Below are 23,405 nucleotides of genomic sequence, written 5' to 3'. Positions count from 1 at the left end.
TGACTCAGAATGCGAAATATTTCGTACCATTTCGGGTTCTGTGAGCGTATGGCAGGCGTCACACAGTCGTCAAGAGCAAGGATTCCCTTGTCGGTGATCAGTTCGCTCTGAAAACTTTCGGGCACCTATGGGGCCGGTCCGCCCTCTCGGCAGGCCCGCCCCGGAGGCTGGCCCCGAAGCCAGCCACGGTGGCCCGCCCTCAGAGCAGCTCGGTCGCCCCGAGCTGGTCGAGCAGCCAGGCGACCTCGTCGGCCCGCTGCTCCCACTTGCGGTAGCGGCCGGAGCGGCCGCCGTGCCCGGCGACCATCTCGCAGCGGAACAGGATCGGCCGCGCGGCCTGATCGCTGGTCACGGTCTCCCGCAGGCGGGCCACCCACTTCGCGGGCTCCACGAAGAACACGCGGGTGTCGTTGAGGGAGGTCGACGCGAAGATCGCGGGGTAGTCCGCCGCCTGCACGTTCTCGTAGGGCGTGTACTCCTTCATGTACTGGTACACCGCCGGATCGTGCAGCGGGTCGCCCCACTCCTCCCATTCGCCCACGGTCAGCGGCAGGGAGGGATCCAGGATCGTGGTGAGCGTGTCCACGAAGGGCACCCCGGCGATCACCGCGCGGAAGCGCTCGGGGGCGAGGTTGGCGATGCCGCCCATGAGCAGACCGCCCGCGCTGCGTCCCTCCGCGGAGAGCCGATCCGCGGCGACGAGTCCGGAGTCGGTGAGGTGCTTCGCGGCCGCCACGAAGTCGCTGAAGGAGTTCTTCTTCTCCAGCATCTTGCCGTGGTCGTACCAGTCGCGGCCCATCTCGCCGCCGCCGCGCACGTGCGCGATCGCGATGACCACGCCGCGGTCCAGCAACGGGAGCCGGGTGGGGACGAACGACGGGTCGATGGACATCTCGTAGGAGCCGTAGCCGTACAGGTAGCCAGGCGCCGTGCCGTCGGCTGCGACCTCCTTGCGGGCCACCACGCTGAGCGGGATCGCGGTGCCGTCCTCCGCGGTGGCCCATTCGCGTCGTTCCACGTACAGCTCGGGGTCGTACTTCGGCACCGGAGTCACCCGCAGCACCGTGGTCTCGCCGGAGGGCACGTCCCGCTCGGCGACGGTCGTCGGAGTGAGCATGCTGGTCAGCTGGTAGCGCACGGTGGTGCTGTCCCAGCCGGGGTTCGTGTCGAGCTCGACGGTGTCCAGCTCGCCGCCGTGGGTGAGGTCGGCGGCCTGCTCGACGAGCAGCGAGCCGTCGGCCGCGCGCGGGATCAGCCGCACGCCCGCCAGCCCGGCGCTGCGCAGCTCGAGGGCGACGAAGGAGGCGAAGGCCTCGACCGCGAGCAGCCGCTCTCCCTCGCCCGCGACCAGCAGGTCCTCCCAGGTCGTCGGGTCCTGGAGGGAGGCCTGGGCGAGCGCGAAGCCCTGGACGTCGTCGTTGTGGACCACGAGCAGGCGGTCCCCGGCGTGCTCGACGCCGTAGTCCACGCCCTCGCGCCGGCCGCCCGCAGGCACGGGGGCCGCGGTCGGATCCGTGAGGTCCAGCAGCCACGCCTCGGTGGTGGAGGTGGAGCCGGCCTGGATGATCAGGGTGGAGCCATCCCGCGAGCGGTCGAAGCCGATCATGAACCGCTCGTCGGGCTCCTCGAGCACGAGCTCGTCGTCCTGCGCGGAGGTGCCGAGGCGATGCCGCCAGATCTGGTGCTGGCGCCAGGCGTCGTCCACCCGCGCGTAGAACAGCCACTGCTGGTCGGCGGAGAAGGCGAGGCCGTAGCCGGTATCCGTGACGGCCTCGTCGAGGATCTCCCCGGAGGCGATGTCCTTGACCCGGATCGTGAAGCGCTCATCGCCGGCGGTGTCGACTGCGTACGCGAGCAGGGCGTGGTCGGGGGAGGGGGCGAGGCCGCCGAGCGAGTAGAACTCGGCGCCCGCGGCCTCGGCCTGCGCGTCCAGCAGCATCTGCTCGCCCTCGAGCAACGCCCCGGGCTCGACCTGCGGCAGCGATCCCGTATCGGGCACGCGGGTGAAGGCGGGGTAGTCGTCGCCCGCGGTGGTGCGGGTGATGTACCACCAGTCGTCCCGGCGCACCGGCACGCTGAGGTCGGTCTCCTGGGTGTGGCCGACGAACTCGTCGACCAGCGTGGTGCGGAGATCCGCGAGGTGGGCGGTGCGCGCGTCGGCGTAGGCGTTCTCGGCCTCGAGGTGAGCGATCACCTCGGGGTCGGTCTTGTCGCGCATCCACTCATAGGGGTCCACGACGGTGTCGCCGTGGTGGGTGCGCTCGATGGGACGGTGGGGCGGCTGCGGGGCCGACGGAAGTTCACGGGTCATGGATCGAGCGTAGCCGCGCCGCGGAGCAGCGAGCACAGTGCCGCCGCAGCCTTGAGGGCAGCGCCGAGGAACCGCACGGAAGGCGACGACGTCGTCGGCGCCGCCTCCCGGCGGGGGACCAGCGGGCGGTCAGTGCGAGACCTCGGGGACCTCGAGCTGATCGAGGAGCCATGCCATCGACTCGGCCTGCAGAGCGGAGGCGTCGGCGGCGGCCGTGGGGACGCAGCGCAGCAGCACGGGCCGCTCCTGCGGATCCGAGGTGACCCGCGCACGCAGCGCGGCGACCCAGATGGCGGCCTCGGCGGCAAGCACCTCCTGGTGGTCGAGCGACGTCCAGGCGAACACGGCCGGATACTCGGTCGCACGGATGTTCTCCGCCGGGCTGTAGCTGCGCAGGCGGCGATAGATCTGCTCGTCGCCGGCGGGGTCGCCCCATTCCGCCCACTCCTCGAGGGTGAGCATGACCTCGGGGTCCAGGAGGGTCTCCAGCGGATCTACCAGGGGTGCCCCGGCGACGATCGCCCGGAACCGGTCAGGAGCACGGTTCGCGCTCGCGGCCACGAGGAGGCCGCCCGAGCCCTGACCGAGCGCCCCGAGGCGGTCCTGCGCGACCCAGCCCTGGGAGACCAGGTGCTCCGCGCAGGCCACGAAGTCGTCGAAGGAGTTGGCCTTGTGCAGCAGCCGGCCCCGCCGATGCCAGTCCCGTCCCATCTCGCCCCCACCGCGGACGTGGGCGACGGCGACGACGAGTCCGCGATCGGCCAGGGCCAGCGCGCCGGGCAGCAGCCGTGGATCGTTCGAGGTGCCGAAGGCCCCCTCGCCGTAGAGGATGCCCGGAGCCGTGCCATCGGTGGCCACGTCGTGCCGGGCGAGGAGGGAGATGGGGACCTGGGTGCCGTCCGCCGACGTCGCCCAGAGACGCCGTTCGAGGTACCGGCCCAGATCGATGCCGGGCGTCGCGGCCCGGCGCAGCACCTCGGTCTCGCCCGTGGCCACGTCCAGCTGGGCGATGGTCGCCGGCGTGCGGAGGCTGTCGAGGCGATAGCGGAGCGTGCGCTGGGACCAGGACGGGTTCGCGTCCAGGTGGAGGGCGTCCAGCTCGCCGCCGTGGTCCACGGCGCGCAGGGCCGCGATGTCGAAGGACCCGTCGGTCAGTCGCGGCAGGATCCACACCCCGGGGAGGCCGCCGGTGCGCACCTGGAGCGCGACGAAGCCTTCGAAGGCCTCGACGGCGTCGAACTGCTCGCCCTCTGCGGCGGTCAGGAGGGGGGTGGCATCGGCCAGGCCGTCGGTGCCGGCGAGCGGCGCGACCGAGAGCACGCTGCCGCCGACCTCGCCCTGTCGGATGGCCAGGAGGCGGTCGCCGGCGTGCTCGATGACCTGGTGGACCCCGTGGTGGCGGCCGGTCACGGACCTGGCGGCCCCGGTGGGGTCGTCCAGGTCCAGCAGCCAGGTCTCGGAGGCGGTGGTCGAGACCGAGCTGATCAGCAGCGTCGACGTATCGCGCGAGCGAGCCATGCTCAGCTCGGCCCAGTGATCGGATTCGGTCAGGACGATCTCGTCCGCGGCGGCCGGTGTGCCGAGCCGGTGGCGGCGCACCTGATGGCGGCGGCCGATGTCGTCGAGCTGCGTGTAGAAGAGCCAGCGGGAGTCGCGGGAGAAGGCGAGATCCGGCCCGGCCTGCTGCACGGCGCGGTCCACGACGTCGCCGGTGGAGAGGTCGACGACGGTGATGTCGCAGCCGCCGACGGAGGCGTCGGCCCGAGCGAGCAGGTCGTGACCGGTGGACAGTGCGAGGCCCACGACCAGCTGGCGGTCGGGGATCACGACCTCCTCGCCCTCGAGGGGCACCCCGTCCCGGATGACCGGCACGGTGCGCAGCTCCGGAGCGGCGGTGGCCCGCACTCGCGACAGGGAGGCGTCGGAGCTGAGGTCCGCACCGCGGGAGTCCGCGCCGGTGGTCGGTCGGTCGATGTACCACCAGCCCCCGGAGTAGACAGGGGCGGAGAGGTCGACGTCCCGGTCGGTCTCGGTCAGCGCCCGCAGGAGTGTCGAGCGTCGGCCGTCGAGGTGCGCGGTGCGTTGATCCGTGTAGGCGTTCTCCGCGACGAGGTGGGCGACGGTCTCAGGGGAGTGCTGGTCGCGCATCCACCCGTACGAGGTGACAGCGGTGTCGCCGTGCACGGTCCGGGATTCGGAGTGGCGTGTCGCGAGGGGCGCCGCGACGGTCCGGCCGAGTGCATGGGGCGCAGCTGCGGCGGGGGCGATCATGTCCTGAGTCATCTGTTCCGGCTTTCCAGTCGATGTCCTGCACGACGACGGACGCGCGCGGTCCGGGAGGGAGCGGCGGGGCCGTCGTGGATGTTCTGAGAAGAGTGGAGGGTCGCGCTCGGGAAGCCCGATACCGCCCGAGATGTCCGACCTTCGGCGTACAGTCCCGATAACGGGTGCCGCAGGACGAGACGTGCAGTCCTCGCCGTGAGAGGGAACGTCTCCATGGAGTGGATCCACCCCTTTCGATATGTCAAGCCGATGGCCGGGAAAGCCCTCGCGATAGTCGCCGGATCGCAACCGGATCGGGAGGGTGATGCAGTGCACAGGACGTTACGCTCGGTGTTTTACAGGTATGTCTGAAATATTGAATGGTGAGGAGCCCGGAGGTGTGGAACACTCCCGAGGCCCCCGCTGACCAGCAGTGATGCAGCTTCTGGTTCGTGAGGAGGGGTTAGTGGACGACGATGAGCGGTACGCCCGAGCGCTGCGCAGCGCGATCGAGCGGAGCGGTCTCTCCCTGACCGGCATCTCCCAGCGACTCCGGGCGAGCAACCGACCGGTCAGCGTGGCCACGCTGAGCAACTGGCGCTCGGGTCGGAGCCTCCCGGGCGGCGAGCAGTCCCTGGGGGTGATCGCGGCGCTGGAGGAGCTCCTGGGGATGGCGCCGGATTCCCTGGCGGATCTCGTCGGCGGGCCCCGGCTCGTGGGCCGTGCCGTGCAGCGCACCAAGTTCATCGGACAGGAGGACGACGGGAGGAGTGCTTTCCGAGGGGCGCTGCTGGAGCTGGGCTTCGAGTCGCCGCAGCAGTACGCGCATGAGCGGGTATTCCATCAGCTCGCGATCATCGATTCCTCGTCGCGGCGCCAGGAGATCGTCTCCCGGGTCACGGTGCGCGCGCTGGAGTCGGGGATCTGCCGTCTCCCTGCGGTGCACATCCTGGACCCCTCCGAGGCCAACGTCGCGCCGGAGTACGAGCCGCTCGACGGGTGCACCATCGGCCGCCGGGTCAGCTGGCCGGATCGTCGCACCTACGGCGTCGAGCTCATGGTCGACGGGCGTCTGGACGCGGGCCAGGTCGCGACCTTCGGCTATCGCGTGGTGACCCACTCCGAGGCGACGGCCATGGAGGGCACCTTCTACAGCCTCGCCCGACGGGCGCACGACGTGCTGTTCGAGGCCGAGTTCCGTGGGCCCCTCAAGCCGCTCCACTGCGAGCGCTACCGGCGCACCGACACCGCGGAGTCCGTCACCCCGGTGCGGCTGGACCATCGCAATCGCATCCAGCTGGCGGAGTCCCGCTTCGGACCGGGCTCCGTCGGACTGCGGTGGTCCTGGGGTGCCGAGGACGGCCTCGACGACGACCTCGATGGCAGCCCTGATGAAGGCCCCGACGGGCGGGCCGACAGGATCTGAGCCGCGTCAGCGCTCGACGGAGGTCAGGAACGTCTGCAGGGCGAGCACTGCGGCTCCGACGGCGCAGGGGTGGGGCTGGACTTGGGAGACGACCACGCGTGTGGTGGCGTCGTCCCCGAAATGCTGCCGGGCGGCATCGAGGTAGATCCCGGGGGCCGCCTGGGTGGGGGAGCCGGCCAGGACCATCGTGTCCAGGCCGAGGGCGATCGCCAGATTGGCCGCGACGCGGGTCAGCGGCAGCGCGGCGGCCATCACGGCATCCTGGGCGGCCTCGTCGCCCTGGGCGGCAGCGAGCGCGGTGCGGGTCAGGTCCGCGATCCCGGAGGGGGCTGCCTCGAGATGGAGGCATCCGCGGCGACCGCAGTGACAGAGCCGCCCCTCGGGGGCGATGCGCAGGTGATCCAGGGGGTGACCGCTGTCCGGGCGGAACGGGATGCCGTCCAGCAGCAGCGCGAGCGACATCGTCGATCCCAGGTGCAGGGTGCCGGAGAAGCCCGACCCGCTCTGCTCACCGCTCCAGAAGCTGCCCAGTGCGGCGCAGGTCGACTCCTTGCCGCGCACGGAGCGGACGTCGAGGGCGACGGTGAGCTCCTCGAGCGCCCTGGCGACATCGCCTGGCAGCCGGTCCGGCATCGCGAACCCGATGCCGGTCATCGCTCCCAGCTCGTCGCCCGGAACGAGGGCCGCCAGGCCCTCCTGTAGGCGGTCCGTGACCTCGATCGGATCCTTCGCATCCTGCAGCGGGAGCACCACGCGGGCCTGGAGCGCACCGGTCGTGTCGACGGCGACCAGCGAGAGGCGGTCCTCATCGATCGTGCAGCCCAGGGCGCGGCGGGCGGAGTCGTCGACCCGCAGCAGAGTGGCTCGCTTCCCACCGGTCGATCGCGCGTGGCCGCTCTCCCAGAGCAGTCCGGCAGTCAGCAGCCGCTTCACGGAATTGGTCACCGTGGCGGCGGTGACCCCCAGCTCACGAGCGATCTCGACCCGGGTGGTCTCGGTGCGCCGGCGGACGAATTCGAGGACTGCGGTGTCCATCGTGGGACGTCGTCCGTCGCCGGTGCCGCTCATCTCCCACCTCTCGTTCGCTGGATCATCTCGGATTCTCCCGGTCTTCCCGGATCGTGACCTATCTGGGACCTTGCTGCACCGCCCGGCCCTCTTGACGGAGAGTCGCTTGATTTGCACACTGAGGCTACTTCATTAACTGAATGAAGAAAGAGGGGTCCTGTCGACCGACCAGGGCTCCGAGCACACGCGACGACGCGTGGACAAGGAGAGCAAAGATGCACCTGAAGCGCCGTGACCTGTACAAACTCACCGCGATCGGAGCTGTACCGATCGCCCTGGCGGCCTGCGGTCAGACCTCGAACCTCGAGACGGGCGCCGGCGCCGATGGTGAGAAGAAGACCATCCTCACCACCAACGCGACCGAGGCGACCCTGACCCGGAACCTCAACCCGCACTCGCCCTCGGTGATCCCCATGGTCCAGGGCCTCATCTACGAGACGCTGTTCTACTTCAACCCGCTCAAGCCGATCGATCAGGAGCCGGTGCCGCAGCTGGGGGAGAGCTACGAGTGGAACGAGGACGGCACGGCCCTGACGGTCTCGGTGCGCCAGGGTGTGACCTGGACCGACGGCGAGCCCTTCACCGCTGGCGACGTGGCCTTCACCTTCAACAGGGTCAGCGAGACCGACGCGCTGAACGACGGCGGCACTGCCCCCACGGCCGAGGCCACCGATGACGCGACCGTGGTCATCACCTACGCCGAGTCCTCCTACCTCGAGGGCCCCAACGCCCTGGCGCGCACCTGGATCATCCCGGAGCACCTCTTCACCGACGTCGAGGACCTCGCCACCTACGCCAACGAGGATCCGATCGGCACCGGGGCCTTCCAGCTCGACGACTTCACCCCGGAGTCCTACCTGCTGCTCGCGAACCCGAACTACTGGGAGGAGGGCCGGCCCGGGATCGACGGCCTCCGCGCGATCACCACGTCGGGCAACCAGTCCGCGACCGACCAATGGCTGGCCGGGGACATCGACTACATGTCCGCCGCGATCCCGAACCTCGAGGGGCACGTCGAGAAGAATCCCGACCTCGCCTACACCAACACCGGCATCTCGCAGGCGGCGCTGTTCGCCGCCTCGAACACGGAGCTGGGATGCGAGGGCCCGCAGACGGATGTCGCGGTGCGCAAGGCCCTCTACTACGGGATGGACCGCGAGCAGCTGTCCAAGCTCGCCTTCTTCGACCTCGGCACCGACATCTCTCCGTCCTTCGCCCTGCCCGAGCGCGATGCCGACTTCATCGACCCGTCGATCGAGCTGGCCCCCTGGAACGCCCAGCCCGAGGAGGCGAAGAAGGTGCTCGAGGAGGCCGGCTATGCGCTGGGGTCCGACGGCATCTACGCCAAGGGCGATGTGCGGGTCTCCATGACCGTCTCGTGCCCCACCGGCTGGTCCGACTTCGTCACCGCGCTGGACACCCTCGCCCAGCAGTTCAAGGAGATCGGGATCGAGCTGATCCCGCAGCAGGTCAGCGTCAACGAATGGAACGACGCGAAGGCCAAGGGCACGTTCCAGCTGGTCATCGACTCCGTCGGCCAGGGCCCTGCGCCGGACCCGTACTACCCGTACCGCAACCAGTTCTCGACCGAGAGCACGGTGCCCGTGGGCGAGAACGGGAACCCGTACCAGAACATCACCCGGTTCTCCGATCCGGACGTGGACGCCGCCCTCGATGCCGCCGCGGCGACCGATGACCCGGAGGTGAAGAAGGAGCACTACTTCCTCATCCAGAAGCGTCTGGTCGAGGTGATGCCGGCGATCCCCCTGCTCATCGGCTCGAGCCTCACCGAGTACAACACCTCCCGGGCCACGGGCTGGCCCACGGCGGATGATCTGTACGCCTACCCGATGTCCTGGTCCGCACCGGACAACTCGATCGTCCTGAAGACCGTCACCCCCGTCGAGTGACCGTGCGGGGTCGTGCCGCTGCTCCGGCGGCGCGACCCCGCCCTGTCCCTCCCGGAGACGACGAAAGGACCGACGACGGTGCATATCCTGCGCAAGCTCGGGTTCTACCTGGTGGCCCTCTGGGCCGCGGTGACCCTCAACTTCTTCATCCCCCGGATGCTCCCGGGCAGCCCGGTCGACGCCGTGCTGGCCAAGCTCGCCCTGCGCGGCCCGGTGGATCCGGGGACCCGGCGCTCCATCGAGATCATGCTCGGGGCCGACGACGACAAACCGCTGCTCCAGGAGTACTTCTCGTATCTGGGCAGCCTGTTCTCCGGCGACCTCGGCATCTCGGTCACGTACTTCCCGATGCCCGTCACCCAGATCATCGGTCAGTCGCTGCCATGGACCCTGGTGCTGGTGGGTCTGGCCACGACGATCACCTTCGTGATCGGCATGGTGCTGGGCACCATCGCCGGCTGGAAGCGCGGGAGCTGGCTGGACTCGTTGATCCCGGCCACCACGATCATGCAGGCCGTGCCCTACTTCTGGCTCGCGCTGCTGTTCATCTACGTGCTCTCGGTGAACATGGACCTGTTCCCGATCTCCGGCGGCTACGACCCCTCGCTGGTGCGCCCGGCCTTCGACTACCCGTTCGTGTCCAACGCGGTCTACTACGGCTTCCTGCCGGCGCTGACGATCGTGCTGTCCTCCCTGGGCGGCTGGCTGCTGGGGATGCGCAACATGATGGTCTCCACCCTCAGCGAGGACTACATCCTCACCGCCGAGGCGAAGGGTCTCAACCCCCGCCGGATCATGGTCATGTACGCCGCTCGCAATGCGATGCTGCCCAGCGTCTCCGGCTTCGCGATCTCGCTGGGCTTCGTGGTCTCCGGCTCCATCGTCGTCGAGACCGTGTTCTCGTACCCCGGCATCGGCTACACGATGCTCCAGGCGGTCAACAACAACGACTACTCGCTCATGCAGGGCCTGTTCCTGGTCATCACCGTCTCGGTGCTGGCGGCGAACCTCGTGGTGGACCTGCTGTACGGCATCATCGACCCCCGCACCCGGGCACGGGGCTGAGGAGCAGACATGGCACAGACATCCTCCGGCCGCCTCGCCGGCCTCCGACGCCTCCTGACGCCGACCTTCGTGATCGGCGCGGGCCTGGTCATCGTGATCACCCTGTTCGGGCTGATCGCCCCCTTCTTCGTCGCGGATCCGCTCGCGGTCGACAACGCCGGCATGCACGGGCCGACGGCGCAGAACGTCCTCGGCACCACCCAGACCGGCCAGGACGTGCTCGCGCAGCTCGCCTGGGCCACCCGCGGCTCGCTGATGGTGGGCGTGATCGTCGCGGTCCTGGCGCTGTTCCTCTCCGCGTTCTTCGGAATCCTCGGCGGCTACCTGGGCGGCTGGCTCGACGAGGTGTTCTCCCTGTTCACCAACGTGGTGCTGATCCTGCCCGGGCTCCCGCTGATGATCGTCATCGGCTCCTATGTGCAGCAGCGCGGCCTGCTGCTGATCTCGATCATCCTCGCGATCACCTCGTGGGCGGCCGCCGCACGGGTGCTGCGCTCGCAGACCCTGTCCATCCGCAACCGCGACTACGTGCAGGCCGCCCGGATCGCCGGCGAGAAGGCGCACCGCATCATCGCCGTGGAGATCCTGCCGAACCTGCTGCCGGTGATGTCCAGCGGCTTCGTGTTCGCGCTGATCACGGCGATCCTCGGGGAGGCCGGTCTGAGCTTCATCGGCATCGGTGTGGTGGGCACCCAGACCTGGGGCTCCATGCTCTTCTACGCCCAGAACGGGCAGGCCCTCACCCTCGGCGCCTGGTGGTGGTTCGTGCCGCCGGGCCTGATGATCGCGCTGCTCGGCTGCGGCCTGTCGCTGATCAACTTCTCGATCGACGGCATCATCAATCCCCGTCTGCGCACCGCCCCGAAGCAGGTCAAGAAGGCCGAGAAGGCAGAGCAGGTCGACAAGGCCGACGACTCGGCAGAGCAGGAAGAGGTCATGGCATGAGCGATCCCGCACTGAGCACCACGCTCGAGGAGGACCGCAGGGGCGGCGGCAGCTCGGAGCTCGGCGAGCCCGTCCTCACCGTCGAGAACCTCAACGTCGTCTATGAGGTGGAATCCCCGGTCCACGCCGTCCAGGACGCCGCCTTCTCCCTGCGGCGCGGGGAGATTCTGGGCCTAGCCGGGGAATCCGGCTGCGGCAAGACCACCCTCGCCTACGGCCTGAACCAGCTGCACCGCCCGCCGGCCCGGATCACCTCGGGATCCGTCACCTTCCACGACCGCGATGGCGGCGATGTCGACGTGCTCGCCCTGGAGGGGGAGTCGCTGCGCGCCTTCCGCTGGTCGAAGGTCGCCATGGTGTTCCAGGGGGCGATGAACTCCTTGAACCCGGTGCTGAGCATTCGCACCCAGCTCGGCGACGTGTTCACCACGCATCGGCCCCACATGGATGCCGCCGAGCGACTGAGCAGGTCCAAGGAGCTGCTGGACCTGGTGGGAGTGGACCCCTCCCGCATCAACGCCTATGCCCATGAGCTCTCCGGCGGCATGCGCCAGCGGGTCATGATCGCGATGGCCCTCGCCCTGGACCCGCAGCTGATGATCATGGACGAGCCGACGACGGCGCTGGACGTGGTGGTCCAGCGGGAGATCCTGCAGGAGATACTGCGCCTGCGGCAGGAGCTCGGCTTCGCGGTCATCTTCATCACCCATGACCTTCCGATGCTGCTGGAGATCTCCGACCGCATCGCCGTGATGCGGAAGGGGAGGATCGTCGAGATCGACACCGCGGAGAACCTCTACTTCGAGCCCCGCGACCCCTATACCCGCAAGCTGCTGGGCTCCTTCCCCTCCCTCACGGGGGAAGCCGGCGACTTCGTGCGGGCCGGATTCGATACGGAGGAGGGCCGATGAGCACCCTGGTCGTCAAGGACCTGACCAAGACGTACCTGCTGCGGGACGGGCTGCGCTTCAGCCGACTCGAGGCGGTCAAGAGCGTGGACTTCGAGCTGACCCCAGGGCGCACGGTCGCCCTGGTGGGCCAGTCGGGCTCCGGGAAGTCGACGATCGCGAAGCTGATCGCCCAGCTCGAGACGCCGACCTCCGGCACGATCACGCTGAACGGGAAGCCCGTGGGCCGGCGCGGCAGGGCGCTGGCGGCGTACCGGGACGAGGTCCAGATGGTCTTCCAGGACCCCTTCGCCTCGCTGAACCCCTTCCACAGCATCGGTCACCACCTCGAGCGGCCCCTGCTGCTGCACGGCAAGGCCACCAAGGCCGATGTGCGCGAGAAGGCGCTGGCGCTCCTGGAGCGGGTGAACCTCTCCCCGGCGGAGTCGTTCATCGACCGCAAGCCGCATGAGCTCTCCGGCGGCCAGCGCCAACGGGTCGCGATCGCCCGCGCCCTCGCACCGGAACCCAGCGTGCTGGTGGCCGACGAGCCCGTGTCGATGCTGGATGTCTCGGTTCGCCTGGGGGTGTTGAACCTGCTGGCGACCCTGCAGCGCGAGGAGAACCTGGCCCTGCTGTACATCACCCACGATCTGGCGACCGCGCGCCATTTCTCCGATGAGATCCTGGTGATGTACCGCGGGGACGTGGTGGAGCAGGGGCCCTCCGACGACGTGATCCTGAACCCGCAGGCGGAGTTCACCAAGCAGCTGCTGGTGGCCGCCCCCGAACCCGGCACGAACCCGCGATTCCTCGCCGAGGCGACGCGTCGCGGAGTGCCGATGCCCGATCATCTCGCCGCCCTGGAGGAGACCACGTGACCGCTTCGCCCCAGTCGATTTCCCGCCGCGACCTGCATGAGGGGTGGTCGCTGTCCGTGACCGACGGGCCGGCGCCCTTCGCGGTCGCCGAGGTGCCGGCAACCGTTCCCGGCACCTTCCTCACGGACCTGCTCGCCGCCGGACTGATCCCGGATCCCTACCTGGATCGGAACGAGCACGAGCTGGCCTGGTCCGGGGAGGTCGACCTCTCCTACCGGACCTCGTTCACCTGGTCCCCGAGCGGCGCCCACAGGGTGGATCTGGTGGCCGCCGAGCTCGACACCGCGGCGACCGTGGTGCTGAACGACGAGGTCGTCGCCACGGTGCAGAACCAGCACCGCTCCTGGCGCTTCGACGTCACCGCTGCCCTGCGGGACGGCGTGAACTCGCTCGAGATCCGCTTCGCCTCGCCGCTGCGCACGGCCCGCGAGAACATCGAGGTGCTCGGCGAGCTCCCCGTGGTGGGCAACGACCTGCCCTACAACGCGATCCGCAAGATGGCCTGCAACTTCGGCTGGGACTGGGGTCCCGTGCTGGTCACCAGCGGCATCTCGGGCCCGATCGGGCTGGAGGAGTGGTCGGGAGCCCGGCTGGGGGAGACCCGGCCGCAGATCACCGTCGAGGGGACGACCGGACGGGTGTCCGTGGAGGCCCTGTTGGAGATGGCGGCAGGCACCGCGGCGGGAGGCACTGCCGCGAGGGACACCGCGGCGAGCGAGATCGCCACGGGTGAGACCGCAGCGGGCACGACCCCAGCGGGCTCGTCGGCCCCTCCGGCAGACGACCCCGTGGGCTGCACCGTGCGCCTGCAGGTGACCGCGCCGGACGGCAGCACCGCGGCGGAGATCTCCGCGCCGGTCGCGTCGGGCGCCGCTCACGCGGAGGTCGCGGTGCAGCAGGCGCAGCTGTGGTGGCCGCGCGGCTACGGCGAGCAGCCGCTGTATGACCTGCTCGTGGAGCTGCGTGATGCCGCCGGAGCCGTGCTCGACGCCCGGGAGCATCGGATCGGCTTCCGCACGGCCGGAGTGGTGGAGCTGCCCGACGAGATCGGCACTTCCTTCACCGTCACCGTCAACGGCACCCCGATCCTCGCCAAGGGCGCCAACTGGATCCCCGACGACTGCTTCCCCTCGCGCCTGACCGCCGAGGACTACCGGGCGGCCGTGGCGGACGCGGTCGACGCCGGCATGAACATCCTGCGGATCTGGGGCGGCGGGCTCTACGCCTCCGAGGAGCTCTACGCCCAGTGCAACGAGCTCGGGATCATGGTGTGGCAGGACTTCGCGATGGCCTGCGCCGCCTACTCGGAGCTGGAGCCGCTGCGCTCCGAGGTGATCGCCGAGGCCCGCGAGCACATCGTGCGCCTGGCCTGGCATCCCGCGCTCGTGCACTGGAACGGCAGCAACGAGAACGTCGAGGGCTACTACCACTGGGGCTGGAAGGAGACGCTGCCGGAGGACCAGGGGTGGGGGAACGCCTATTACACGGAGATCTTCCCGGCACTGCTCGCGGAGCTCGATCCCGCGCGCAGCTTCACGCCGTCCAGCCCCTACTCGCGGCCGCTGCTGGACCAGCCCCGCCATCCCGACCACGGGAGCATCCACAACTGGGTGGCCTGGGCCTCGGAGGAGGACAACGACTACGAGCGCTATCGCGACACGATCCCGCGCTTCTCCGCCGAGTTCGGGTACCAAGGGCCCGCGAACTGGGCGACCGTGGCCCGGGCCGTCACCGAGCGCCCGCTGCAGGCGGACTCCGCGACGATGCTGTCCCACCAGAAGGCGGTGGGCGGGCAGGACAAGCTCCGCCGCGGCATGGCCCCGCACCTGCCTGCGGTCCAGGGGTACGACGATTTCCACTTCGCGACCCAGTTGAATCAGGCCCGTGCCCTGATCTGCGGGATCGGGCACTACCTGTCGTACTGGCCGCGATGCGGCGGCACGATCGTGTGGCAGCTCAACGACTGCTGGCCGGTCACCTCCTGGGCCGCGGTCGACGGGGACCGGCGTCGCAAGCTGCTCTGGTACGCGCTGCGCGACCTCTACGCGCCGCTGCTGATCACGGTCCAGCCCCGGGAGAGCGGTCCTGTGGTGAGCGTGGTCAACGACAGCGCGACCCCGCTCGTCGGGGAGCTCCGGGTGCGCCGACAGGATCTGGCAGGGACGGTCGTGGCCGTCGAGGCCCTCCCGCTGCAGGTGGATGCCCGTTCCGCCGCGACCGTCCAGCTGCCGGAGGCCCTGCTCGCGCCCGCTGACTGCCGTGACCAGGTGCTCGTCGTGGAAGCGCACGACGGCGCCGAGGGGAGCCTGGGCCGCCACGTGCACTTCGTCGCCGAGGATCTGGCCTCGGATCTGGCCGACGACGCCTACTCCGCCACGGCCACCCAGGTCGAGGGCGGGGTCGAGATCTCCGTCCGTGCGCTCAGCACCGTGCGCGACCTCTGCGTGCTCGCCGACAAGGTCGATCCCGACGCGGTCGCGGAGACGCAGCTGCTGACGCTGCTGCCCGGAGAGACCGCCACGATCCACGTGCGCACCTCGGGGCAGGGATCTCCGGAGGACTATCTCGCGAACACCGTGCTGATGAGCGCGAACGATCTGGTGGCGCGGGCACGGGATCGCGCCCCGAACCGTGACCGGGGTCCTGGCCGTGCCACGCACGATGCCGCCGAGCAGGTGGGGTGATGACCGCGGGCCGGATCGGGATGCCCGCTCCGCGGTCGATGTGGTCCGCCGGCTTCGAGCAGTTCCATACGCTGGTGCTGCGCGGCGTCGAGGAGGCCGCGGTGCCGGCGGGATGCTCCGTGCTCAGCCAGACGGTGGCCACCCTCGAGGCGGAGCTCGAGGTGATCCGCACCTGGGCACGTCAGCGCCTGGTGGACGTGGTGATCCTCAAGGATCTCCGCCGTGACGACCCGCGCCCACCCCTGCTCCAGGCCGTCGGCCTGCCCTATGTGCTGGCCGGAGATCTCCGGCAGTCCCACGCAGCCGCCGCCGTGCTCACGGACAACGCAGGGTCGATGCGGAGCGTGCTGACAGATCTGAGGGCGCGCGGTCACGAGCGGATCGGCCATATCGGTGGGCCGGCCCGACTGCTGCACTCGCAGTGGCGCCTGGAGGCTTATGAGGACTTCGTGGCGCAGCACGGGCTCCCCTCTCTGCAGGGCGAAGGGGACTACAGCGCGGCCAGCGGCGCCCGGGCGGCGCGCTCCCTGCTCTCACTGGAGCAGCCGCCCACCGTTCTCGTGTTCGACAACGATGCGATGGCCATCGGCGCAGCGGACCTCATGACCGAGCTCGGCCTGGAGATCCCGCGGGACGTGTCCCTGGTGTCCTGGGACGACTCGCTCGCCTGCCAGACCCACGACCCGCCGCTCGCGGTGCTCGGCCACCGCGCACATCAGCTGGGGATCAGCCTGGGCGAGGTGGCGATCGAGGTGCTCGCCGGCCGCCACGACCGGCTGCGACGCGTCGAGGACACCCCGTCCGTGACGGCCCGCGGGTCGCTCTCCGGCCCCTCGCGCTGAGGGGACGCCGCCCTCGCCAGGCGCGGTGACGGCACCCTCGCCAGGAGGGAAGATGCCGCCCTCGCCAGGCGCGGTGGGGCGGCGTAGTCTGGAGGCACCGAGCAGGTCGCGCCGAGCAGAATGCACGGGGAGGTGTGTTCCATGGACTTCACGAGGAACATCGTCGTGGGGTACGACGACACCATGGCCTCCGCCGCGGCCGTTCGGTGGGCCGCGCATCTCGCCCGGAGTTCGGGCACGGGCCTCCGGATCGTGCATGCCTGGAGCTGGCCGTTGCTGAGCAGCGGCCTGGCGGGCCTTCCGGTGGCGGACTCCGCGGGACCACGCAACCAGGCGACACGGCTGCTGGAGGATGCGGCCGCGACGGTCTCCCTCCTGGTCCCCGAGATCACCGTGCAGACCGACCTCATCCCCGGCACCGCGCGGGACGTCCTGGACGATCTCTCGCAGACCGCGGAGCTCGTCGTGGTCGGCACCCGGGGCCTCGGGCCGGTGATGGGCGCTCTGCTCGGCTCCGTCAGCCGCGGGATCCTGCATGATGCGGGCTGTCCCGTGGCGGTGATCCGGTCGGAGCACCACGTCGGCGGGCCGGTCCTGGTGGCGTACGACGGTTCCGAGGCTGCCGGCGAGGCCGTCGATGTAGCCGCTGATCTGGCCGGAACCTGGGACTCGAGGCTGCGCATCGTGCATGTGCGCGACGACGAGCATGCGCCGTACGACCAGGTCGCAGAGGCCTGGAACGGGGGTGCCCGATCCCGGGGACTGCTCGATGAGGCCGCCGAGCGTGCCCGAACAGCGCACGACGGGCTCACGGTCGAGACGAGGATGCTGGAGGGTCGGTCCGCGGCGGACGGGCTGCTCACCGCGGCAGCAGGGGCCCGCATCCTGGTCATGGGCCATCGTGGCCTCACCCGAGGGGCGTTCGGATCCACCGCGCACGCCACGGTTCTGCACGCCACGGGGAACATCGCGGTGGTGCGACGGCCCTCCGACGAGTGACCTGACTCGCGTCTGCGCCCCTCAGGTTTGAACCATGGGCTGCCAGCCCGCTAAGCTGTTCGGCGGTAGCGTGTCCGAGCGGCCGAAGGTGCATCACTCGAAATGATGTGTGGTTAATAGCCACCGCGGGTTCAAATCCCGCCGCTACCGCCCTCGACCTGGAGATCGTCCAGGTCCACGAAGGCCCCCACCGGTTCCGGTGGGGGCCTTCGTCATGCCGAGGCGCGAACGGGTGGCGCCTCAGCTCCCGTGGCATGGGCTCAGTGAAGGCAGGGCCCCTGCGACGACGCGAGTCTCCAGCCAGGGATGCTGGATGCGGTCGCCGGGGTGGAAGCCTCGTGCGACCCGGACGTCGTTGGCGGACCGGCCCGATGAGAAGGCCGGCGAACGGGGACCGGACAGCAGGCACGAGGCAGCGGGGGACCGGACAGCAGGGGAGTGACTGCTGAAGACCGGACAGGTGGGTCGCGCGGCAATGGGCTGTGAGCACTGTGAGCACTGTGAGCACTGTGAGCACTGTGAGCACTGTGAGCCGTGTGAGCCGTGTGAGCACCGGAGGCCGCGGGCCCTCGGGTTTGCGACCTCTGCATGCAGGGCCACCCATGGAAGAGCTCCTCCCGTGACGCGCCCATCCTCTGGTGAGCTCCTCCTGCGCCGCCTCTTCTGATGAGCCCTTCCTGTACGCCCCTCTTCCCGAGTGCTGCGCCGTGCACGCACGCGCCCGCCCGAGCACCTCCCCCAACGGTGAGGTGTACAGGTGGTGCGGAGGCGGCGCCGCGGTACTCCTCCTCAGACCGCACCGGTGCACTGAGCCACGTGTCGACCAGATACTCACTCGACGAGGCTTCTCCACCCCGTGCTCAGACGCCGCCGCCGTGGGATCGCGCGGCCCCGCCGCCCGCGAGCTCCATTGCTCCCGGCACCTCGAAGCGCATGCTCACCCACGCTCCCCGGGAGCAGGGTCGTCTGTGCCCCTGCGCCGGCTCAGTCGACGGGCCCCGGAAGAGCGCGCTGACTAGCGGATACACGCAGGTTTCGCCTACCAGACACAGGGCCGATCCACCCAATCGAGAGAGTGTCGGGACGGTCACCCTCCAGAGGGCCCGTTCTGGCTTGACGACACCTTCGGATCTGCGTAATGTTCTTCCTTGTGCCCAGGAGAACGGGAAAACGGAAAGGCCGGAAGGCCAGCCCGGAAAACCCGAACTAAAGGCGCACAGCAGGTCTCTTCAAAATTCAATACGGTGCAGGTCACATCGCACCGAGTTGACACGAAGAACCGGAACTTGTTAAGTTATACGAGTTGCCCCGGAGCGAAGAGCTTAACGGCTTGGAAGTCCGAGTGCGCGTGTTGTTTGATATCTCAATAGCGTGTTTATTTGTTGATGCCATTATTTTGATGGCAAATTTTAACGGATGATATAGCAGTAAAATGCTAGTTGTTTGTTTTTTTGTCAGGATTTTTCTATGTATTTTCATGGAGAGTTTGATCCTGGCTCAGGATGAACGCTGGCTGCGTGCTTAACACATGCAAGTCGAACGATGACGACCGGGCTTGCCTGGTCTGATTAGTGGCGAACGGGTGAGTAACACGTGAGTAACCTGCCCCTCACTTCGGGATAACCTCGAGAAATTGTGGCTAATACCGGATATGAACTTCCGCCGCATGGTGGTTGTTGGAAAGTTTTTCGGTGAGGGATGGACTCGCGGCCTATCAGTTTGTTGGTGAGGTAATGGCTCACCAAGACGATGACGGGTAGCCGGCCTGAGAGGGCGACCGGCCACACTGGGACTGAGACACGGCCCAGACTCCTACGGGAGGCAGCAGTGGGGAATATTGCACAATGGGCGAAAGCCTGATGCAGCGACGCAGCGTGGGGGATGACTGCCTTCGGGTTGTAAACCTCTTTCAGTAGGGAAGAAGCGAAAGTGACGGTACCTGCAGAAGAAGCGCCGGCTAACTACGTGCCAGCAGCCGCGGTAATACGTAGGGCGCAAGCGTTATCCGGAATTATTGGGCGTAAAGAGCTTGTAGGTGGCTTGTCGCGTCTGCCGTGAAAACCCGAGGCTCAACCTCGGGCGTGCGGTGGGTACGGGCAGGCTAGAGTGTGGTAGGGGAGACTGGAACTCCTGGTGTAGCGGTGAAATGCGCAGATATCAGGAAGAACACCGATGGCGAAGGCAGGTCTCTGGGCCATTACTGACACTGAGAAGCGAAAGCATGGGTAGCGAACAGGATTAGATACCCTGGTAGTCCATGCCGTAAACGTTGGGCACTAGATGTGGGGGACATTCCACGTTTTCCGCGTCGTAGCTAACGCATTAAGTGCCCCGCCTGGGGAGTACGGCCGCAAGGCTAAAACTCAAAGGAATTGACGGGGGCCCGCACAAGCGGCGGAGCATGCTGATTAATTCGATGCAACGCGAAGAACCTTACCAAGGCTTGACATGGACCGGACGGCTGCAGAAATGTGGCTTTCTTCGGACTGGTTCACAGGTGGTGCATGGTTGTCGTCAGCTCGTGTCGTGAGATGTTGGGTTAAGTCCCGCAACGAGCGCAACCCTCGTTCTATGTTGCCAGCGCGTTATGGCGGGGACTCATAGGAGACTGCCGGGGTCAACTCGGAGGAAGGTGGGGACGACGTCAAATCATCATGCCCCTTATGTCTTGGGCTTCAAGCATGCTACAATGGTCGGTACAATGGGTTGCGAAACTGTGAGGTGGAGCGAATCCCAAAAAGCCGGCCTCAGTTCGGATTGGGGTCTGCAACTCGACCCCATGAAGTCGGAGTCGCTAGTAATCGCAGATCAGCAACGCTGCGGTGAATACGTTCCCGGGCCTTGTACACACCGCCCGTCAAGTCACGAAAGTCGGTAACACCCGAAGCCAGTGGCCCATCCTCGTGAGGGAGCTGTCTAAGGTGGGATTGGTGATTGGGACTAAGTCGTAACAAGGTAGCCGTACCGGAAGGTGCGGCTGGATCACCTCCTTTCTAAGGAGCATAACCATTATGGTTGCCATTTTCCTGCCCGAGTGTGGTGGGGATGGTTGCTCAAGGGTGGAACATCAACGAATAGGCACTTCATCAGCCGGTATGGCTCTCTAGTACGACGTCCCTTGTGGGTGTCTGGAACGAGGGGTGTGCTGGAGGGTTTGAGGTGGAAACACGCTATTGGGTTATGAGGCTGCACGCAGTCCCTACGGGTTCCTTGCTTTGGTGAGGGGTGTTGTGGGGTGTGTGGCTGGTCCTCCCTGGTCATCTGGGCTGCTTATGCGGCTGGGTGGTTGGTGTGGGGTTGTTTCTTGAGAACTACATAGTGGACGCGAGCATCATTGTAAGCAATTTTAAAGATTTTGTGTCTTTGTGTGTTGCCTAAGTTTTAAAGGGCGCACGGTGGATGCCTTGGCAAGAAGAGCCGACGAAGGACGTGTGAGTCTGCGAAAAGCCTCGGGGAGTTGACAACAGAGCTGTGATCCGAGGATGTCCGAATGGGGAAACCCACCGCGAGTCATGTCGCGGTACCCGCCACTGAATGTATAGGTGGTGTGGAGGGAACGAGGGGAAGTGAAACATCTCAGTACCCTCAGGAAGAGAAAACAAATAGTGATTCCGTGAGTAGTGGCGAGCGAAATCGGATGAGGCTAAACCTGATCTGTGTGATACCCGGCAGGGGTTGCAGGTTGGGGGTTGTGGGACGTGTCTGAACCGTCTGCCGGCGGTTCGACGTGTACGTGTGTTGGTAGTCGAAGTCGTGTTGAGTGCGACGGCGTAGAGGGTGTGACCCCCGTAGACGAAACTGACATGCGGCGTGACGCTGTTCCCGAGTAACACCGGACCCGTGAAATCTGGTGTGAATCTGCCAGGACCACCTGGTAAGCCTAAATACTACTTCTTGACCGATAGCGGACAAGTACCGTGAGGGAAAGGTGAAAAGCACCCCGGGAGGGGAGTGAAATAGTACCTGAAACCGTGCGCTTACAATCCGTCGGAGCCTTGAGGGGTGACGGCGTGCCTTTTGAAGAATGAGCCTGCGAGTTAGTGGTCGGTGGCGAGGTTAACCCGTGTGGGGTAGCCGTAGCGAAAGCGAGTCTGAACGGGGCGTTCAGTCGCCGGCTCTAGACCCGAAGCGAAGTGATCTATCCATGGGCAGTGTGAAGCGCGGGTAAGACCGCGTGGAGGCGCGAACCCACTTCAGTTGAAAATGGAGGGGATGACCTGTGGATAGGGGTGAAAGGCCAATCAAACTTCGTGATAGCTGGTTCTCCCCGAAATGCATTTAGGTGCAGCGTTGCGTGTTTCGTTCCGGAGGTAGAGCACTGGATAGGCGATGGGCCCCACCGGGTTACTGACCTTAGCCAAACTCCGAATGCCGGTACGTGAGAGCGCAGCAGTGAGACTGTGGGGGATAAGCTTCATGGTCGAGAGGGAAACAGCCCAGAACATCAGCTAAGGCCCCTAAGCGTGTGCTAAGTGGAAAAGGATGTGAAGTTGCTGAGACAACCAGGAGGTTGGCTTAGAAGCAGCCACCCTTGAAAGAGTGCGTAATAGCTCACTGGTCAAGTGATTTTGCGCCGACAATTTAGCGGGGCTCAAGCACACCGCCGAAGCTGTGTCATTCAGACCTTGTGTCTGGATGGGTAGGGGAGCGTCGTGCAGCCAGCGAAGCCGCGGGGGAACCCAGTGGTGGAGGCTGTACGAGTGAGAATGCAGGCATGAGTAGCGAAAGACGGGTGAGAAACCCGTCCGCCGATTGATCAAGGGTTCCAGGGCTAGGTTTATCCGCCCTGGGTTAGTCGGGACCTAAGGCGAGGCCGACAGGCGTAGTCGATGGACATCGGGTTGATATTCCCGAACCGATCGTAGGAGGACCCATACCGAGGCAGTCGATGCTAACCACCCGAGCTTTCCCCATACCCTTCGGGGTGTGGAGGTTGGTGAGGCTGGGAACCAAGGTTGTAGTAGGTCAGCGCGAGGAATGACGCAGAGAGGTAGCTTCCGCGGACTTAATGGAATAGTCCGTCTAAGCGAGCAGCCCGAGCACAGGTAATGCTGTGCCGTATTGGGTGAGACGTGATGGGGATCCCGTATGGGCGTAGGTGAGTGATCCTGTACTGCCAAGAAAAGTTCCAGCGTGACGAATACGGTCGCCCGTACCCTAAACCGACTCAGGTGATCAGGTAGAGAATACCAAGGCGTTCGAGAGAATCGTGGTTAAGGAACTCGGCAAAATGCCCCCGTAACTTCGGGAGAAGGGGGGCCCGAGGAGTGAGAGCTCCGAGGGCCGCAGAGACCAGGGAGAAGCGACTGTTTACTAAAAACACAGGTCCGTGCGAAGTCGTAAGACGCTGTATACGGACTGACGCCTGCCCGGTGCTGGAAGGTTAAGAGGACCGGTTAGATCTTCGGATCGAAGCTGAGAATTTAAGCCCCAGTAAACGGCGGTGGTAACTATAACCATCCTAAGGTAGCGAAATTCCTTGTCGGGTAAGTTCCGACCTGCACGAATGGCGTAACGACTTCTCCACTGTCTCAACCGCGAACTCGGCGAAATTGCATTACGAGTAAAGATGCTCGTTACGCGCAGCAGGACGGAAAGACCCCGGGACCTTTACTATAGTTTGATATTGGTGTTCGGGACGGCTTGTGTAGGATAGGTGGGAGACTTGGAAGCATTCACGCCAGTGAGTGTGGAGTCATTGTTGAAATACCACTCTGGTCGTTCTGGATTCCTAACCTCGGTCCGTGATCCGGATCAGGGACAGTGTCTGATGGGTAGTTTAACTGGGGCGGTTGCCTCCTAAAGAGTAACGGAGGCGCTCAAAGGTTCCCTCAGCCTGGTTGGCAATCAGGTGTTGAGTGTAAGTGCACAAGGGAGCTTGACTGCGAGACAGACATGTCGGGCAGGTGCGAAAGCAGGAACTAGTGATCCGGCACTCCATTGTGGAATGGGTGTCGCTCAACGGATAAAAGGTACCCCGGGGATAACAGGCTGATCTTGCCCAAGAGCTCATATCGACGGCATGGTTTGGCACCTCGATGTCGGCTCGTCGCATCCTGGGGCTGGAGTTGGTCCCAAGGGTTGGGCTGTTCGCCCATTAAAGCGGTACGCGAGCTGGGTTTAGA

The 23,405-nt window shown here is 66.6% G+C and carries 12 protein-coding genes, 1 tRNA gene and 2 rRNA genes; 12 read left to right on the top strand and 3 right to left on the bottom strand.

Annotated elements, in window-relative coordinates; genetic code table 11:
* Positions 1–199: 199 nt before the first annotated feature.
* Positions 200–2,311: a S9 family peptidase gene (locus INT49_RS00075; protein ID WP_193115698.1), complete on the bottom strand. Its 2,112-nt coding sequence runs from the start codon at positions 2,309–2,311 to the stop codon at positions 200–202.
* Positions 2,312–2,440: 129 nt separating this feature from the next.
* On the bottom strand, positions 2,441–4,582 hold the full coding sequence (locus INT49_RS00070) for a prolyl oligopeptidase family serine peptidase (protein ID WP_193115697.1): 2,142 nt from the start codon (positions 4,580–4,582) through the stop codon (positions 2,441–2,443).
* A 457-nt stretch (positions 4,583–5,039) separates the two neighbouring features.
* Between INT49_RS00070 and INT49_RS00065 the strand changes: the two genes are divergently transcribed.
* Entirely contained in the window at positions 5,040–5,999 is a 960-nt protein-coding gene (locus INT49_RS00065) for a helix-turn-helix domain-containing protein (RefSeq protein ID WP_319021452.1), read from the top strand.
* 6 nt (positions 6,000–6,005) lie between these two features.
* Here the strand turns inward: INT49_RS00065 and INT49_RS00060 are convergent, their stop codons facing one another.
* A complete protein-coding gene (locus INT49_RS00060; protein WP_193115695.1) occupies positions 6,006–7,067 on the bottom strand; it encodes an ROK family transcriptional regulator in 1,062 nt (353 codons plus the stop codon).
* 215 nt (positions 7,068–7,282) lie between these two features.
* Between INT49_RS00060 and INT49_RS00055 the strand changes: the two genes are divergently transcribed.
* The 11 genes from INT49_RS00055 to INT49_RS00005 form a co-directional block, all read left to right on the top strand.
* Entirely contained in the window at positions 7,283–8,977 is a 1,695-nt protein-coding gene (locus INT49_RS00055; RefSeq protein WP_193115694.1) for an ABC transporter substrate-binding protein, read from the top strand.
* A gap of 78 nt (positions 8,978–9,055) precedes the next feature.
* Positions 9,056–10,042, top strand: a complete 987-nt coding sequence (locus INT49_RS00050) for an ABC transporter permease (protein WP_193115693.1) — start codon at positions 9,056–9,058, stop codon at positions 10,040–10,042.
* Positions 10,043–10,051: 9 nt separating this feature from the next.
* Positions 10,052–10,987: an ABC transporter permease gene (locus INT49_RS00045; RefSeq protein ID WP_193115692.1), complete on the top strand. Its 936-nt coding sequence runs from the start codon at positions 10,052–10,054 to the stop codon at positions 10,985–10,987.
* Positions 10,984–11,898, top strand: coding sequence for an ABC transporter ATP-binding protein (locus tag INT49_RS00040; RefSeq protein ID WP_193115691.1), 915 nt, complete (start codon positions 10,984–10,986; stop codon positions 11,896–11,898). The genes INT49_RS00045 and INT49_RS00040 overlap by 4 nt, the downstream gene beginning before the upstream one ends.
* Positions 11,895–12,755: an ABC transporter ATP-binding protein gene (locus INT49_RS00035; RefSeq protein ID WP_193115690.1), complete on the top strand. Its 861-nt coding sequence runs from the start codon at positions 11,895–11,897 to the stop codon at positions 12,753–12,755. The genes INT49_RS00040 and INT49_RS00035 overlap by 4 nt, the downstream gene beginning before the upstream one ends.
* The gene (locus INT49_RS00030) at positions 12,752–15,439 is read left to right on the top strand and encodes a glycoside hydrolase family 2 protein (RefSeq protein ID WP_193115689.1); all 2,688 of its coding nucleotides are present in this window, start codon (positions 12,752–12,754) and stop codon (positions 15,437–15,439) included. Before INT49_RS00035 ends, INT49_RS00030 begins: the two co-directional genes overlap by 4 nt.
* Positions 15,439–16,281, top strand: coding sequence for a LacI family DNA-binding transcriptional regulator (locus INT49_RS00025; RefSeq protein WP_193115688.1), 843 nt, complete (start codon positions 15,439–15,441; stop codon positions 16,279–16,281). Before INT49_RS00030 ends, INT49_RS00025 begins: the two co-directional genes overlap by 1 nt.
* Positions 16,282–16,422: 141 nt before the next feature.
* On the top strand, positions 16,423–17,280 hold the full coding sequence (locus INT49_RS00020) for a universal stress protein (protein ID WP_193115687.1): 858 nt from the start codon (positions 16,423–16,425) through the stop codon (positions 17,278–17,280).
* A gap of 64 nt (positions 17,281–17,344) precedes the next feature.
* Positions 17,345–17,430 (top strand) — tRNA-Ser (locus tag INT49_RS00015).
* Positions 17,431–18,754: 1,324 nt separating this feature from the next.
* Positions 18,755–20,273, top strand: a 16S ribosomal RNA gene (locus tag INT49_RS00010).
* 379 nt (positions 20,274–20,652) lie between these two features.
* A 23S ribosomal RNA gene (locus INT49_RS00005) occupies positions 20,653–23,405 on the top strand; the annotation flags it as partial.

The sequence above is a fragment of the Brachybacterium tyrofermentans genome (assembly GCF_014897585.1).
Taxonomy (GTDB): domain Bacteria; phylum Actinomycetota; class Actinomycetes; order Actinomycetales; family Dermabacteraceae; genus Brachybacterium; species Brachybacterium tyrofermentans.
The sequence above is the reverse complement of the archived record's forward strand: the minus strand, read 5'-3'. Positions and strand labels throughout refer to the sequence as shown.

Bases quoted from the DNA above. Each gene is read 5' to 3' on its own strand.
- INT49_RS00035 (WP_193115690.1), top strand. From the start codon at position 11,895: ATGAGCACCCTGGTCGTCAAGGACCTGACCAAGACGTACCTGCTGCGG.
- INT49_RS00045 (WP_193115692.1), top strand. From the start codon at position 10,052: ATGGCACAGACATCCTCCGGCCGCCTCGCCGGCCTCCGACGCCTCCTG.
- INT49_RS00070 (WP_193115697.1), bottom strand. From the start codon at position 4,582: ATGATCGCCCCCGCCGCAGCTGCGCCCCATGCACTCGGCCGGACCGTC.
- INT49_RS00040 (WP_193115691.1), top strand. From the start codon at position 10,984: ATGAGCGATCCCGCACTGAGCACCACGCTCGAGGAGGACCGCAGGGGC.
- INT49_RS00075 (WP_193115698.1), bottom strand. From the start codon at position 2,311: ATGACCCGTGAACTTCCGTCGGCCCCGCAGCCGCCCCACCGTCCCATC.
- INT49_RS00060 (WP_193115695.1), bottom strand. From the start codon at position 7,067: ATGAGCGGCACCGGCGACGGACGACGTCCCACGATGGACACCGCAGTC.
- INT49_RS00025 (WP_193115688.1), top strand. From the start codon at position 15,439: ATGACCGCGGGCCGGATCGGGATGCCCGCTCCGCGGTCGATGTGGTCC.
- INT49_RS00020 (WP_193115687.1), top strand. From the start codon at position 16,423: ATGGACTTCACGAGGAACATCGTCGTGGGGTACGACGACACCATGGCC.
- INT49_RS00055 (WP_193115694.1), top strand. From the start codon at position 7,283: ATGCACCTGAAGCGCCGTGACCTGTACAAACTCACCGCGATCGGAGCT.